Below are 14192 nucleotides of genomic sequence, written 5' to 3'. Positions count from 1 at the left end.
CGGACGGCCACCGCCGTTCGGCTGCACAACCGAACAACCACCCACCATCAAAAGGGAGTTCGTCATGTTCGCCCTCTCCTCCTCGCAGGAGATCGTCTGGCTGCACGAGCAGATGCTGCCCGGCAGTCGCGCCTACAACTTCACCGCCGCCCTCGATCTCTGGGGCCCGCTCGACGCGGACGCGCTGCGCGCCGGAATGGCTGCGGTGCTCGCCCACCACCCCGGCCTGCGGCTGGAGTTGGTGGCCCGGCCGGAGGGGCTGCCCGCCCAGCGGGTCGGCAGCCGGACCGAGCCGCGGCTGCGCACCACCGACCTGACCGGAGACGCCGACCCCGAGGCCGCCTTCCAGGCCCTGCTCCGGGCCGAGGCCGAGGAGCCGCTGGACACTTCCGCGGCGCCGCTGCTCCGCTGGCACCTCGTGCGGCTCGCCGAGGACCACCACCGGCTGGTCCACGTCGAGCACCACCTGATCCACGACGGGCACTCCTTCGCGATCCTGCTGCGCGACCTCTTCACGGTCTACCGCGGGCACGTCCTCGGCGAGCCCGCCGAGCTGCCCCCGGCCCGCTCGTACGAGGAGCACGTGCGCACCGCCGAGTCCGCCGCGGCGGACACCCGGGAGCGCGGACTCGCCTTCTGGAAGCGAGAGTTGCAGGACGCCCCGCTCGACCTCGCACTGCCCGGGCTGGCCCGTCCGGGCGTCGTGCGCCGCCACCGGGAAGCCGGGAGGACGGCCACACCCCGTTCTCCACCCTGCTCACGCTCTTCGCCGAGCTGCTGCGCCGCCACAGCGGGCACCCGGAGCTGGTGGTCGGCACCGCGGTCGGCAACCGGCCGCAGGGCTTCGAGAGCGCCGTGGGCATGTTCGTGAACACGGTGCCGCTGCGGCTGCGGCTGGACCCGGCCGCGCCCGGTACCGAGGCGGTCGACGAGGTGACCGACGTCCTCTTCCGCGCGCTGCCCCACCAGGACGTCCCCGTCAGGCGACGGTCACCTCCACCGTGCACGAGGTCACCGAGGCCGACCTCGCCGAGGACGCCGCCGAGATCCCGCTCGGCACCGAGCTGCCCGGCGTGCGGGTGCACGTCCTGGACGACGGCCTCCGCCCGTTGCCGGCCGGCGCGGTCGGCGAGCTGGTGATCGGCGGTGCACTGCTCGCCGAGGGCTACCTCGGCCTGCCCGAGGTCACCGGGGCCCGCTTCGTGCCGGTGCCCGCGCTCGGCGGCGAGCGGGTCTACCGCACCGGCGACCGCGGCTACCGGGACCTGAAGGGCCGGCTCTGGTTCCTCGGCCGGCAGGACAACCAGGTGAAGCTGCGCGGCTACCGCATCGAGCTGGAGGAGATCGAGGCCGCCGCCTCCGCGGAGCTCGGCGGCCGCTCCTGCGCCGTCGTCCTCCACCACGACGAGGCGTCCGGCCCCCGCCTGGTCGGGTTCCTGGAGGGCTCCGAGCAGCCCGACCAGGCCGCCCTGCACCAGGCGCTCGGCCGCCGGCTGCCCGGCGGGCTGGTCCCGGCCGCCTGGACGGCGCTGGACACCATGCCGCTGCTGCCCGGAGGCAAGCCCGACCGCGCGGCCCTGGCCCGGCTCGCCGCCGAGGCCGGGCCGGTCGGCGAGCCGGCGCAGGCACAGCCGCAGGCCTTCACCGACCCCGGACAGGCCCTGATCGCCGAAGCCTGGCAGGAGGTGCTGGGCCACGACCGCTTCACCGCCGACTCGCACTTCTTCGAGGTGGGCGGCCACTCGCTGCTCGCCGCCCGGCTCGCGGCCTGGCTGGAGCCGCGCCTGGGCAGCCGCCCGCAGCTGCGCACCCTCTTCCAGCACCCCGTCCTGGCCGACCAGGCCCGCGCCCTGACCGGAGCGAACCAGTGAGCACCTCCGCGCTGTCCACCCCCTCCAGCGTCCTCGAAGCCGGTCACCGCGAGCTCGTCGACGCCCTTCGAGAGCTTCGTCCGCCGCGAACTCGTCCCGCTCGCCGCGGAGTTGCCCGAGACCGCCGACCAGCCGCCGGCGGACCTGCGGGCCTACGTCCGCAAGCGCTCCGCCGCCCTCGGCTTCTACGCCGGCGACTACCCCGAGGAACTCGGCGGCGCGGACATGCCGTTCACCGCGGTCGTGCTGCTCCACCACGCCGCCGGGCGCAGCGGCTGCCCGCTGGCGCCCTACGCGCTGGCCGGTTCGGACGGGCCCAGTCCGCTGCTGCGGCACGGTACCCCCGAGCAGATCGAACGCCACCTCGTCCCGCTGGTCCGGGGCGAGCAGGCGCGCTGCCTCGCGCTCACCGAGCCGCAGGCCGGCTCCGACGCGTTCCGGCTCACCACCACCGCCGTCCGCGACGGCGACGGCTGGGTGCTGAACGGCCGCAAGACCTTTGTCAGCAACGCCGACCGGGCCGATATCGCGCTGGTCGTCACCGCCACCGACCTCGGCACGGGTGCCGGCCCGACCGGCGGCGCCACCGCCTTCGTCCTTCCGATGGACCACCCGGGCCTGCGGATCGGCCAGCGCTACGAGGGCATGTCCGGCGAGCCGCTGTTCGAGCTCACCCTGGACCAGGTGCGGGCGCCGATGGACGCGGTGATCGGCGGTGAGGAGGGCGTCGGCGCCGCCACCGCGCTCGCCATGGACAGCCTCTCGCGCGGCCGCCTGGTGGTCGCCGCGATGTGCAACGGCATCGCCGAGTACGCGCTCCGCCTGGGCGTCGAGTACGCCCGGGAGCGGCAGGCCTTCGGCGAGCCGATCGGCAACTACCAGCACGTCCAGGAGCACCTGGTGGCCACCCGGGCGGAGGTGGAGGCCTCCAAGCTGCTCACCCTGGCCTGCGCCCGGCTCGTGGACGAGGGCACCGAGGCCCCCGAGAACGCCGCGCTGGCCAAACTGACCGCCTCCGAGACCGCCGTCCGGGCGGTGGACCGCTCGCTCCAGGTGCACGGCGCCACCGGCTGGGTGCGCGGGCACCCGCTGGAGTTCCGGTACCGCTACGTCCGGATGACGACGATCATCGAGGGGACCTCCGAGGTCCAGAAGGTGATCGTCGCCCGGGCGATGGGCCTGGGCTGAGCCGCCACCGCCTGCGACAACCGCCACGCGACCTTCGGAGAAACCGTCATGACTGATCGTCAGTCCGAGCTCAGCATCGGCTACGGCCGACCGCACCAGGACGGTGCGGTGCTCGACCTCTTCACCCACTGGGTCCACCAGACCCCGGACGCCCCCGCGCTGGTCGACGGCGCACGCAGCTGGACCTACGCCGAACTCGACCGGCTCGCCACGGAGTCGGCCGAGCGCCTGAAGGACCGGGTGGGCCGCGGCGACCTGGTCGGCGTCTGCCTGGACCACTCGGCCGCGCTGGTCGCCGCCACCCTGGCGGTGGCCCGGCTCGGCGCCGTCCACCTGCCGCTCGGTCCTCGCCCCGGCGAGCGGCGGCTTCAGGCCGTCGCCGAACAGCTCCGCCCGGCCTGCCTGATCGGCGATCCGGCGCTGCTGCCGCCCGCCCACCGGGCCGGCGAGCAGCTGCCGCTGGCGCTCCCGGCGGAGGGGGCGAACGCCGCCGCCACCGTGGTCGCCGCCTTCGCCGCCGAGGCCGGGGGCGGCGAGGCCGGGGGCGGTGAGGCCGCCGTCCGTGCCCCGGCCGGTACCCACTACGCCGTCCTCACCTCCGGCTCCACCGGCACCCCCAAGGCCGTGGCCGTCGGCGAGTCCGCGCTCGGCGCGCTGCTGCAGTGGTACCGGCAGCTGACCGGCCTCGGCCCCGGCGACCGGCACAGCCTGCTGATCGGCGTCGCCTTCGACCCGCACCTGATGGAGCTCTGGGCCGCCCTCACCTCGGGCGCCGCCCTCTGCGTCGCCCCCGACGCCGTCCGGTGGGACCGGTCCGCGCTCACCGACTGGTGGCGCGAGGCCGGCATCACCGTCGCCGTCCTGCCGACCCCGCTCGCCGAGCCCGTGCTGGACCGCCCGTGGCCGGCGGGGCTGGCCCTGCGCCACCTCTGCATCGGCGGCGACCGGCTGCGCCGCACCCCCGGGCCGGACGTCGCCGCCACCGTCCACAACGCGTACGGCCCGGCCGAGGCCACCGTCGTCACCAGCGTCCACACCATGCCCCCGGGCGGCGGCCACGGCGCCGACGCCCCGCCGATCGGCCTGCCGATCCCCGGCGCCGTGGTGCTGGTGGCCGACCCGGAGGGCCGACCGGTGCCGCGCGGGCAGGCCGGCGAACTGCTGGTCGGCGGACGGGGCTTGGCCATCGGTTACCTGGACGCGGAGCTCACCGCCCGGCGCTTCGTCGAGGCGCCGGCCGGGATCGAGGGGGCCGACCGGGTCTACCGCACCGGCGACCGGGTGCTGATGCGCCAGGACGGCGTGCTGGAGTTCCTGGGGCGGCTGGACGACCAGGTCAAGGTCAGCGGCGTGCGGATCGAACCCGCCGAGGTCGAGGCCGCGTTCGAGCGCGACCCGTGGGTGCGGCGCGCCGTGGTGGCGGCCCGGCCCGGACCGGCGGGAGGCGTTCAGCTGGTCGCCTTCGTCCAGCCCGCGCCGAGCGGGGAGGCGCCGGCCGGCGAGGTTCCCGCGGCCGCCGAGCTGCTGGACGCCGTCCGGCCCTGGCTGCCGGAGCAGGCCGTGCCCACGGCGGTCCGGCTGGTCGAGGCCTTCCCGCTGGACGCCAACGGCAAGGTCGACCGGGCGGCCCTGCTCGCCGCCGCGGAGCCGGCGCACCCGGCGGCCCCGGAGGAGGACGCGAGCCCCGTCGAGCACACCGTCCTTCGGCTCTGCCGTGAGCTGCTCGGCCGGCCCGACCTCGCACTCGCCGACAACTTCCTCGACGCGGGCGGCACTTCGATCGTCGCCGCGCGCCTGCTGGCCGCTCTGGAGGAGGAGTGCGGCGTCCGGCTGCGCGCCCCGCAGCTGCTGCGCCAGCCCGACCTGCGCGCCGTCGGGCGGCTGGTCGAGGAGCGGTTGCCCAGCGCCGTCGGCTGACGGCCCGGCTGCCCTCCCGTAGGCCCCGTCCGTACCCCGTAGCAGGGCGCCCCCGGCAGCGACCGGGGGCGCCCGGAAGGGAAGACACCCATGACTGCTGCCACCCCCCTGGGCGGCTCCGCGCCGGAGCGCCCGGCCGCGTCCACCGCCGCCTCGCCCACCGCCACCGTCCCCGAGCTGATCGCCCGGAACGCTGAGGAGCACCCGCACGCGCTGGCCGTGACCGACGGCTCCACCAGCCTGACCTACCGCGAACTCGTCGACGCGGCAAGCCGCTTGGCCGCCGAGCTGGCCCACCGCGGCGTCCGCCCGGGCAGCGCCGTCGGGCTGCTCTGCGCCCGCTCGACCCGGCTGGTCGTCGCCGAACTCGCCGTCTGGTGGGCGGGCGGCCAGGTGGTCCCGCTCGACCCCGCCTACCCCCGCCCGCGCATCGCCGAGATGACCGGGGACGCCGGCGTCCGGCTCACCCTGGGCGACAAGGCGCTGCTCGCGGACGCCGGACTGGCCGACGACCGGGTCCTCGTCCTGACCGAGACCGGCCCGTCCGAGACCGGCCCGGCCGCCGGGTCGCCCGCCGCCGGCCCCGCGGACCGTCCCGCGGCCACCCCGGAGGCGGTCGCCCTGGTGCACTACACCTCCGGCTCCACCGGCCGCCCGAAGGGCGTCCAAGTGCCGCACGCCGCCGTCGCCGATCTGGCCACCGCACCCGACTCGGTGATGCTCGGCCCCGGCGACCGCATGCTCTTCCACTCGCCCGCCACCTTCGACGCCGCCACCTTCGAGCTCTGGGCGCCGCTGGCCCGCGGCGCGGCCGTCGCGGTCTCGCCCGCCGAGCGGCCCACCGCCGAGGAACTCGCCCGGGACGTCGAGCGGTTCGGCGTCACCACGGCGTTCCTCACCACGGCGCTCTTCCACCAGCTGGCCGCCCGCCGGTCCCGGATCTTCGGCGTGCTCCGCACCGTCGTGGCGGGCGGTGAGGCGCTGGCCGCCGAGCACGCCGGCGCGGTGCTCCGGGCGTTCCCCTGGCTGACCCTGGTCAACGGCTACGGCCCCACCGAGGCCACCACCTTCGCCACCCTGCACCGGGTGGAGCCGGCCGACTGCACGGGCCCGGTGCCGATCGGCCGCCCGTTCGGCGGCGCTCGCACCTACGTCCTGGACGACGGCCAGGCGCCGGTGCCGGACGGCACCCGCGGCGAGCTCTGGATCGCCGGCACCCGGCTGGCCGTCGGCTATCTAGGCCGGCCGGAGCTGACGGACGAGCGGTTCCGGGACCTGCCCGGCATCGGCCGCGCCTACCGCACCGGCGACCTCGCCGTCCGGCGGCCGGACGGCACCCTGGAGTTCCACGGGCGCCTCGACGACCAGGTGAAGGTCCGCGGCTTCCGGATCGAGCCCGGTGAGATCGAGCACGCGCTGCGGGCCTTCCCCGAGGTGGCCGAGGCCGCCGTGGTGGTCCGCCGGGCCGGCCGGGAGGACGCGGCGCTGACCGCCTGCCTGGTGCCGGCCGAGGGCACCCGGCCGGCGCCCGAGGCGCTCCGCCGCCGGCTGGCCGAGCGCCTGCCGGCCCACCTGGTGCCGACCGCCTGGACCGTCCTGGACGCGCTGCCGCTCACCGGGACCGGCAAGGTCGACCGCCGGGCGCTCGCCGAGGACGACACCGCACCGGCCCCGGTCCGAGAGGCCGAGCCGGCCACGGCGGCCACGCCCCTGACGCCGATCCAGCAGGTCGTCGCCGAGGCGTGGTCGCGGGCCCTGGAGCGTCCGGTCACCGCGCCCGACGCGGACTTCTTCGCCGAGGGCGGCCACTCGCTGCTGGCCATGTGGGTGGTCGACGACCTGCGCGAGGACCTCGGCGTCGAGCTCCCGCTCGGAGACTTCCTCGACCACCCCACGGTGGCCGGCCAGGCCGCCCTGATCGAACGTGCCCTGCTCGCGGCCGACGACGCAGCGGCCGACGACGCAGCGCCCGACGACGCAGCGCCCGACGACACCGGGGCGGGCGCGCCCGCGCCCGCCGCGCACCTCCTGGAGCCGACCCGATGACCTCCGCCACCGGCCACCCCGGCGACCGCGCCGCCCGCCAGGCCGACCTGCTGGCCCGCGCCCGCCGCCGCTCCGGCGCCGAGCGCGCCCGTACCGCGCGGCCGCTCGCCCGCGCGGCCGGCGCCGAACCCGCCCCGCTCTCCCACGCCCAGCAGCGGATGTGGCTGATGGACAGCCTCGGCCAGGGCGGCGCCCGGTACCACGTCCCGCTCGCCACCCGGCTGCGCGGTCCGTTCGACCCCGAGGCCCTCGCCACCGCACTGACCGCGCTCACCGCCCGCCACGCCGTGCTCCGCACGCGGTACGGGCAGCGGGACGGCCGGCCCTGCCAGGAGGTCGGCCCGGTCGTCCGGGTGCCGGTCGCCGTGGTCCCCGCCGCCGAGCAGGACGCCCCGGCGCTGCTGCACGAGGAGGCGGCGCACCCGTTCGACCTCGCCACCGGCCCGGTCCTGCGCGCGCTCGCCCTCCGGCACGCCCCGGAGGACCACACCCTGCTGCTGACCCTCCATCACATCGCCGTCGACGGCGGCTCCCTGCCCGTCCTCACCGCCGACCTGCAGGCCCTGTACGCGGCGGCGGTCGAGGGCCGGCCGGCGGACCTGCCCGACCCCGGGCCGCAGTACGCCGACTACGCCCGTTGGGAGCGCGAGCGGGACGCCGAGCTGGCGGCCGCCGCCGACGAGCGGGCCGCCCGGCTGGCCGGCACCCGGCCGCTCCCGCTGCTGCGCCCGGTACCGCCCGGCACCCCCGAGCGGCGGGCCGCCCTGCACACCGCCCCGCTCCCGGCCGCCACCCTGGACGGCCTGCGGCAGCTCGGCGCACGCCACGGCGCCACCCTCTTCACCGTCGTCCTCGCGGCGGCCTTCGCCGCCCTGCGGATCGCCACCGGCGAGCCCGACCTCACCGTCGGCTGCGCCGGCGGCCACCGCGCCAGGCCCGAACTGCGCCGCCTGGTGGGCCTCCAGGTCAACACCCTGCCGGTCCGCGCCGACCTTTCCGGCGACCCGCGGTTCACCGAGGTCCTGGCGGGTGTCCGGGCGGCCCAGCTGGACGCGCAGCAGCACCAGCACGTCCCGTTCGACCTGGTCGTCGCCCGGCTCGACGCCGCCGCCCGGGGTGCGGACGGCACCCCGCCGCTCGCGGTGAGCTGTGACCTCGTCCGCCCGGCCGAGCCCCTGGCGCTGCCCGGCCTGACGGCGGAGCCGGTCGAGATCGACCTCGGACTGGCCAAGTTCGGCCTCACCCTGCTGGTCGAGGAAGGCCCCCGGCCGCGCTGCCTGCTCCAGCACGACCCCGCGGCCCTCGACGCCGAGCCGGCCGGTCGACTGCTCGCCGGTTTCGCCGAGCTGCTCGCCGCCGTCGCGGCCGACCCGGACCGCCGCCTCTCGGCGCTGCCGGGCACCCGGCTCGCCCCGCCGGCACCCGCGGCCCCGCACTCCGCGGCCCCGCACTCCGCGGCCCCGCACTCCGCGGCCCCGCACTCCGCAGCCGAGCCCGCCGCCGCAGAGCCCGCCGCCGGCGCCGCCGGCACCGGGCCGCAGCCGCCCCACCCCGCCGTCGCCGCGCTGCTGGCCGACCCCCGGGTCGCCGACGCCGCCGTCGTGGATCCCGCGGCCGGCCCGGCCGTCGCCTACGCCGGCCCCCAGCCTGCTGGGTGCACGCGGCGGCCCTCGCCCGGGCGGTCGCGGGCTGTGCGGACGGCGCGGCGGGGACGGCCCGCGCGGCCGGCCGGCCCGCACCCGCCGGGCCCGACGCCGGCACGCCGGTGCCCCGCAGGCGATCCTGCGGGGCACCGGCGTGTGCGGGCGCGGTCCGGCCGGCCGCCCGGACCGGAGCCGCCCGGCCGAGCCCCGGTGTCCGCCCCGGTCAGTTGAGGCCGGGACGCTCCCAGCGGTAGAACTCGCGCGCCATGGCGTCCTCGGGCTTCCGCCAGGTCGCCGGGTCGTACGCCTGGACGTAGGCGGTGAGGGCGTCGCTGACCGCCCGGAACTCCGGGTGGCCGATCACCTTGGCGACGGCCGGGCCCGGCGGGCGGTCGGCCTCGATCAGGTGCAGGTAGACGTCGCCGAACTGGAACAGGCTCCGCCCGGTGACGCCGATCAGCTGCGGCAGCTCGCCGCGGTCGGACTCGGCGAACACCTCGGCGATGCCGTCGGCCGCCCCGGGCTTCATCCGGGCGACGATCAGTGCGCGGTGGGTCATCGCGCTCACACCTCCGCGGCCTTCTTCTCGACCTTCTCGCGGATCAGCTGCATCTGGATGCGCGAGTTGCGGTTGATGTGGTTGACCATGCCGTCGTCGTCCACCGGCGCCGTCGGCTTCATCGCGAAGTCCTGCACCCAGCGCATCCGGGTGCCGGCCGGGACCTCCGCGTACTCCCAGCGGATGTCCATGAACTCGAACGGACCGGGCTCGACCCGGCGCGCGTTCACCGCGAGCGAGGAGCGGTCGGTGGTGCGCTCGGAGACCCAGCTCCACACCTGCCCGTTCTCGTCGGGGTGCATGGTGAGCCGGAAGCGCACGCGGTCGCCGTCGCGCTCCAGCACCTCCACGGAGGCGTACTCGCTGAACAGCTGCGGCCAGTTCTCCAGGTCGTTGGTGATCTCCCAGACCAGGTCGAGCGGCGCGGCGATGACGATCTCGTTGTCGGTGTGTCCGGGCATCTCAGGCACCGGCCTTCGCGGAGAAGGCGGAGTTGACCAGCTCCAGGAACTCGGCCGGGGTCTTGGCCGACTCGGCGCCGTTGGTGACCTTCACGCCGTGCCGGTTCTCCAGTTCACCGACCACGCCGAGCAGACCGAGGGAGTCCACGCCGAACTCGTCGAAGCTGGCGCCCGGGCGCTCCAGGTCCACCGGGTCGATCACGACGCCGGCCCGGGCCTGGATCAGCTTGGCGAGTTCGGGATGGGTGAGGGTGTTGCTCACGGGATGTTCCCTTCCGTAGGTGGGCTCACCGGGTCCGCCGGATGAGCCGGGTGGGCCAGACGGGGTGCGGTCAGGCCTGCTCGCCGCGCCGGAGCACCAGCGCGGAGTTGGAGCCCATCAGCCCGCGGCTGAGCACCAGGGCGGTGCGCAGCTCGGCCGGGCGGGCGCGGCCGGTCACCAGGGCGAGGTCGTGGCAGACCTCGGTGACGTTGGGGGTCGGCGGCACCACGCCGTCCTCCATGGCCAGGACGGCGGCGGCCGTGTCCAGCAGCGGCGCGCCGCAGTAGGCCCGCCCGGTGCCGGCCTTGGGCGCGGTGACCGGCACGCGTTCGGCGTACGGGCCGAGGGCGTCGGCCAGTGCGAGTGCCTCGGCGCGGTCGGCGGCCGGGACGCCGAGGGCGTCGGCGAAGACCACGTCGACGTCCTCCGCGGCGATCCGGGCCTGGTCGAGCGCGATCCGGATCGCCGCGGCCAGCCCCTCCCGGGACTCCTCCCAGCGGGAGGCACCGGTGAAGGTCGCGCCGTGCCCGGCCAGGTGGGCCCGGACGGCGGCGCCCCGGCGGCGGGCCGACTCCTCGTCCTCCAGCAGCAGCATCGCGCCTCCCTCGGCGGGGGAGAAGCCGACCGCCGCGGAGGAGAACGGCAGGTAGGCCCGGTCGGCCTGCTCGGCGAGGCTCAGCTCGGGGTAGCCGAGCTGGCAGACCACGGGCGGCGTGGGCGAGTGCGTCCAGGCCGCCCGCCTCGTCGCTGGCCACCACCCCGCACGGGCCCTTGTAGCCGCCGCGGATCGAGACCTGGCCGGTGCTGGCCGCGTAGAACCAGGCGATGGACTGGTACGGGCCGACGAACTGCGGTCCGTTCCCCCAGAGTTGCTGGAGCTCGCGCTGGCCGAACTCCCCGCCGCCGGAGCCGGCCGCGGTCACCACGCCGACGCCACGCCGACGCCGAAGGGCTGCTCGGGGTCGGGGGTGAACCCGGCGTCCGCCACCGCCAGGTCGGCGGCGGCCATCGCGTAGTGGGTGAAGCGGTCGGTCTGTACCAGGAAACGGCTGTCGATCACCGACGCCGGGTCGAAGTCCCGTACCTGGCCGGCGATACGCAGCGGGAGGTGCGCGCAGCCCTCCCGGGATATCCGGTCGAGGACGCTCACGCCCTGCGTGGTGGCCTTCCAGAAGGCGTCGGCTCCGACGCCGTTCGGCGCGACCACGCCGAGGCCGGTGACCACCGCCCGGCGGCCCTGTTGACGTGACGTCATGGGAATCACCCCGTTCTGTTCAGCACGACGGCGGACTGGAATCCGCCGAATCCGCTTCCGACCGACAGGATGTGACGGAGCGGCAGCTCGCGCGCGGTGCGCGGCACGTAGTCGAGGTCGCACTCCGGGTCCGGAGTCTCGTAGTTGGCGGTCGGCGGCACCACGCCGTGGGCGAGGGCGAGGGTGCACGCGACCACCTCGATCGCGCCGATCGCGCCGAGCGAGTGCCCGACCATCGACTTGATCGAGCTCATCGGCGTCTCGTAGGCGTGCCCGCCGAGCGAGCGCTTCACGGCCGCCGTCTCGTGCCGGTCGTTCTGCTTGGTGCCCGAGCCGTGCGCGTTGACGTAGTCGACCTCGGTCCGGTTCACCCGGGCGTGGGCGAGCGCCTCGTCGATCGCCCGGGACATCTCCAGGCCCTCCTGGGTGAGGCCGGTCATGTGGTAGGCGTTGCCGAAGGTGGCGAACCCGCCGATCTCGCCGTAGATCCGGGCGCCGCGCCGCCGGGCGTGCTCCAGCTCCTCCAGCACCAGGACGGCGCCGCCCTCGCCGAGCACGAAGCCGTCCCGGTGGGCGTCGAACGGGCGGGAGGCGTGCTCCGGATCGTCGTTGCGCTCGCTGGTGGCCTTGATGGCGTCGAAACAGGCGACGGTGATCGGTGAGATCGGGGAGTCGGAGGCGCCGGCGATGCAGATGTCGGCGCGCCCCTCCTCGACCGCCTGGAAGGCGTAGCCGATCGCGTCCAGTCCGGAGGTGCAGCCCGTGGAGACGGTCTGCACCGGGCCGTGCGCGCCGGTGCGCTCGGCGACCGCGGAGGCCAGCGTGCTGGGCGCGAACGCCCGGTGCAGCTGGGGCTCGGCCTGCCGGTGGTCGACGTCCCAGCGGTCGCCGCCGGCGCTCACCAGGGCGTAGTCGTGCTCCAGCCGGGTGGTGCCGCCGACCGCCGTCCCGAGGGAGACGGCGATCCGCCACGGGTCCTCCGCGGCCAGGTCGAGCCCGGCGTCGGCGATCGCCTCGTCCGCCGCCACCATGGCGAACTGCACGTAGCGGTCCGCTCGTCGGACCTCCTCGGGGCCCAGCCCGTGCGCCGCCGGGTCGAAGTCGCACTCGGCGGCGATCCGGGAGCGGAACCCGGTGGGGTCGAAGAGCGTGATGCCCCGGGTGGCGGTGCGCCCGGAGGTGAGCAGCCGCCAGAAGGCCGGCACGCCCACACCGCCGGGCGCCACCACACCGATCCCGGTGACGGCGACACGCCGTGTCACGAAGCGACCTTGGCGTGTTCCGGCGGGCCGGAGGCGACGGCCGGTTCGGTCTCCTCGGTGTCGACGTGGCCGAGCTCCGGCCGCGGCGCCAGCGGGCCGAGGTGGAAGACCATCCGGGCCTCGGTGTCGCCGACGTTGCGGAAGCGGTGGCGCATGTTGACCGGGATCATCAGGCCCTGGTTGGGCCTGATCGGACGGGTCTCGCCGTCCAGGTCCACCTCCAGGTCGCCGCACACCACGAACACGAACTCCTCGGAGTACGGGTGGTAGTGCTCGCCGATCCGCTCGCCGGGCTGCACGATGGCCAGACCCATGAACCCGCTGGTCGCGCCGCAGGTGGTGGGGGTGAGCATGGCGCGCAGGTCGCCGCCGCGCCGCCGGTTCTCCGGGGCCTCGTCGACGTGCACGATCCGTGGGTACTGCGTGGTCATGGTTGTTCCTCCGAGTGTGGGGTCTGGTCTTCCGGTCCTGCGACGTGGCTGACGGGCCGTCAGTTCTCCGAGCTGCGGTCGGTGACCGGGCTCATCGAGCGGGCGGCGAGGAACGCGCTCAGGCCGGCGACGGTCCGCAGGTCGCCCTCCGCACCGAGCTCGAGCAGCCGGCCGAGGACGGTGGCCTCCCGCTCGCCCGCCACGCCGATCGCGGCGGCCGGGTCGGCCTCGGCGGGAACCCGCAGGTCCACCAGGCGGACCACGATGTCGTCGCGGTGGAAGACGGTGCTCGCCGCGACCGGGCCGGTCGGGTCGGCGGTGGCGAGGTTGTCGTACTCGGCCAGCAGCTCGGTCACCGCCCGCGCGTTGCCCGGCTTCACCGGGTACAGCACGGCGTGCCGGTGCAGCCGGCCGGACGCGGGGGAGCCGGCGATCGCCTGGTGCTCGGCGGGCAGCGCGGCCTTGGCGAAGAAGGCGCGCGCGGACTGCGGGTCGCCCAGCTGCCGGGCCTCCTCCAGGTACGGGTTGATGGCCTCCTCGACGGCCCGGACCTCGGGCTGCATCGCGACGTGGCGCAGCGCGTCGCCGAGGCTGCCGATCACCTCGACCGCCCGGACGACCCGGTTGCCGTGCATGAACAGCGAGGTGCGGCGCAGCCGGGTGCTCTCGTCGACCTCGGCCTTGGGGGAGGCGTAGCCGGACAGGATCCTGGCCACCTCGTGCTCGCTGCCCGGCTTGACGGTGAAGGTCAGCGCGTGGCGGACCACGCCGTCCGGGCCGGGGGCGGCCTGCGGCGGGCCGACGTGGCCCGGGGTCTCGGTGCGGGGCAGGCCGGGCGGGACCGGCATCGGCGCGCGGGTGCCGGTGGCGCCGGCCGCGGAGGTCTCGCGGAGGATGGAGTAGCGCAGCGAGCGGAAGGTGTCGCTGACGCAGCCGTGCATCGGCTTGACCATCTCCCGGTGCGCGGGGCTGTCCACCCACTCCAGGAAGGTCTCCTGGTCCCGCCACTCGCTGGTGATCAGCCACTGCCGCGGGTCGTTGATCGACTGGCAGAGCTGGTCGCTCACATGGCCGGGGACCGAGGCCACCTGGTGGCGCAGCTTCTCGTAGACGTCCAGGAAGCGCTGCTGGGCGCCGTCCTTGATTTCGAGCATCAGCATCACGCGGAGCCGGGTGTCGGTCTCGGCGTGCTGCTGCGCCTGCGGTTCGGACAGAGTCGTCATGATCCACTTTCTGCTTCTGGGCCGCCCGCGAAGGGTCGCGCCGGGCGGCGGTCCGTGGACTGCGCCCGGCGGGA

13 protein-coding genes and 1 pseudogene are annotated in these 14192 nt (G+C 76.0%); 7 read left to right on the top strand and 7 right to left on the bottom strand.

Annotated features, from left to right (window positions below):
• Positions 1–64 precede the first annotated feature (64 nt).
• From MCM47_RS28160 to MCM47_RS28125, 7 genes are all read left to right on the top strand, one after another.
• Positions 65–871 (top strand): condensation domain-containing protein, encoded by an 807-nt coding sequence (locus MCM47_RS28160; protein WP_255752897.1) that lies wholly within the window; start codon positions 65–67, stop codon positions 869–871.
• Positions 754–1140, top strand: a complete 387-nt coding sequence (locus MCM47_RS41940; protein ID WP_308222493.1) for a condensation domain-containing protein — start codon at positions 754–756, stop codon at positions 1138–1140. The genes MCM47_RS28160 and MCM47_RS41940 overlap by 118 nt, the downstream gene beginning before the upstream one ends.
• Positions 1047–1871, top strand: coding sequence for a non-ribosomal peptide synthetase (locus tag MCM47_RS43440; RefSeq protein WP_308222492.1), 825 nt, complete (start codon positions 1047–1049; stop codon positions 1869–1871). Before MCM47_RS41940 ends, MCM47_RS43440 begins: the two co-directional genes overlap by 94 nt.
• A 111-nt stretch (positions 1872–1982) precedes the next feature.
• A complete protein-coding gene (locus tag MCM47_RS28140) occupies positions 1983–3059 on the top strand; it encodes an acyl-CoA dehydrogenase family protein (protein WP_238864511.1) in 1077 nt (358 codons plus the stop codon).
• Between the two features lie 48 nt (positions 3060–3107).
• Positions 3108–4976: a non-ribosomal peptide synthetase gene (locus MCM47_RS28135; RefSeq protein ID WP_238864510.1), complete on the top strand. Its 1869-nt coding sequence runs from the start codon at positions 3108–3110 to the stop codon at positions 4974–4976.
• A gap of 90 nt (positions 4977–5066) precedes the next feature.
• On the top strand, positions 5067–7022 hold the full coding sequence (locus tag MCM47_RS28130; RefSeq protein WP_238864509.1) for a non-ribosomal peptide synthetase: 1956 nt from the start codon (positions 5067–5069) through the stop codon (positions 7020–7022).
• Positions 7019–8896, top strand: coding sequence for a condensation domain-containing protein (locus MCM47_RS28125; protein ID WP_238864508.1), 1878 nt, complete (start codon positions 7019–7021; stop codon positions 8894–8896). Before MCM47_RS28130 ends, MCM47_RS28125 begins: the two co-directional genes overlap by 4 nt.
• Here the strand turns inward: MCM47_RS28125 and MCM47_RS28120 are convergent.
• From MCM47_RS28120 to MCM47_RS28090, 7 genes and pseudogenes are all read right to left on the bottom strand, one after another.
• Entirely contained in the window at positions 8889–9224 is a 336-nt protein-coding gene (locus MCM47_RS28120; protein WP_238864507.1) for a TcmI family type II polyketide cyclase, read from the bottom strand. The two genes, MCM47_RS28125 and MCM47_RS28120, sit on opposite strands and share 8 nt — an antisense overlap.
• A 5-nt stretch (positions 9225–9229) precedes the next feature.
• Positions 9230–9685, bottom strand: coding sequence for an SRPBCC family protein (locus tag MCM47_RS28115; protein WP_238864506.1), 456 nt, complete (start codon positions 9683–9685; stop codon positions 9230–9232).
• A gap of 1 nt (position 9686) precedes the next feature.
• On the bottom strand, positions 9687–9947 hold the full coding sequence (locus tag MCM47_RS28110; protein ID WP_238864505.1) for an acyl carrier protein: 261 nt from the start codon (positions 9945–9947) through the stop codon (positions 9687–9689).
• 70 nt (positions 9948–10017) lie between these two features.
• A pseudogene (locus tag MCM47_RS28105) lies at positions 10018–11202 on the bottom strand (beta-ketoacyl synthase N-terminal-like domain-containing protein).
• Between the two features lie 5 nt (positions 11203–11207).
• Complete coding sequence (locus tag MCM47_RS28100) at positions 11208–12464, bottom strand: beta-ketoacyl synthase (protein WP_238864504.1); 1257 nt, start codon at positions 12462–12464, stop codon at positions 11208–11210.
• A complete protein-coding gene (locus tag MCM47_RS28095; protein WP_238864503.1) occupies positions 12461–12895 on the bottom strand; it encodes a cupin domain-containing protein in 435 nt (144 codons plus the stop codon). The genes MCM47_RS28100 and MCM47_RS28095 overlap by 4 nt, the downstream gene beginning before the upstream one ends.
• A 59-nt stretch (positions 12896–12954) precedes the next feature.
• Positions 12955–14118 carry a SchA/CurD-like domain-containing protein gene (locus MCM47_RS28090; RefSeq protein WP_238864502.1) on the bottom strand — a complete coding sequence of 388 codons (1164 nt, stop codon included), beginning with the start codon at positions 14116–14118 and terminating at the stop codon, positions 12955–12957.
• Positions 14119–14192 lie beyond the last annotated feature (74 nt).

The sequence above is a fragment of the Kitasatospora sp. A2-31 genome, assembly GCF_022288725.1.
In the GTDB taxonomy this organism is placed as follows: Bacteria; Actinomycetota; Actinomycetes; order Streptomycetales; family Streptomycetaceae; genus Kitasatospora.
Note: the sequence above shows the minus strand (reverse complement) of the source record. Positions and strands in the feature narration are given on the sequence as shown.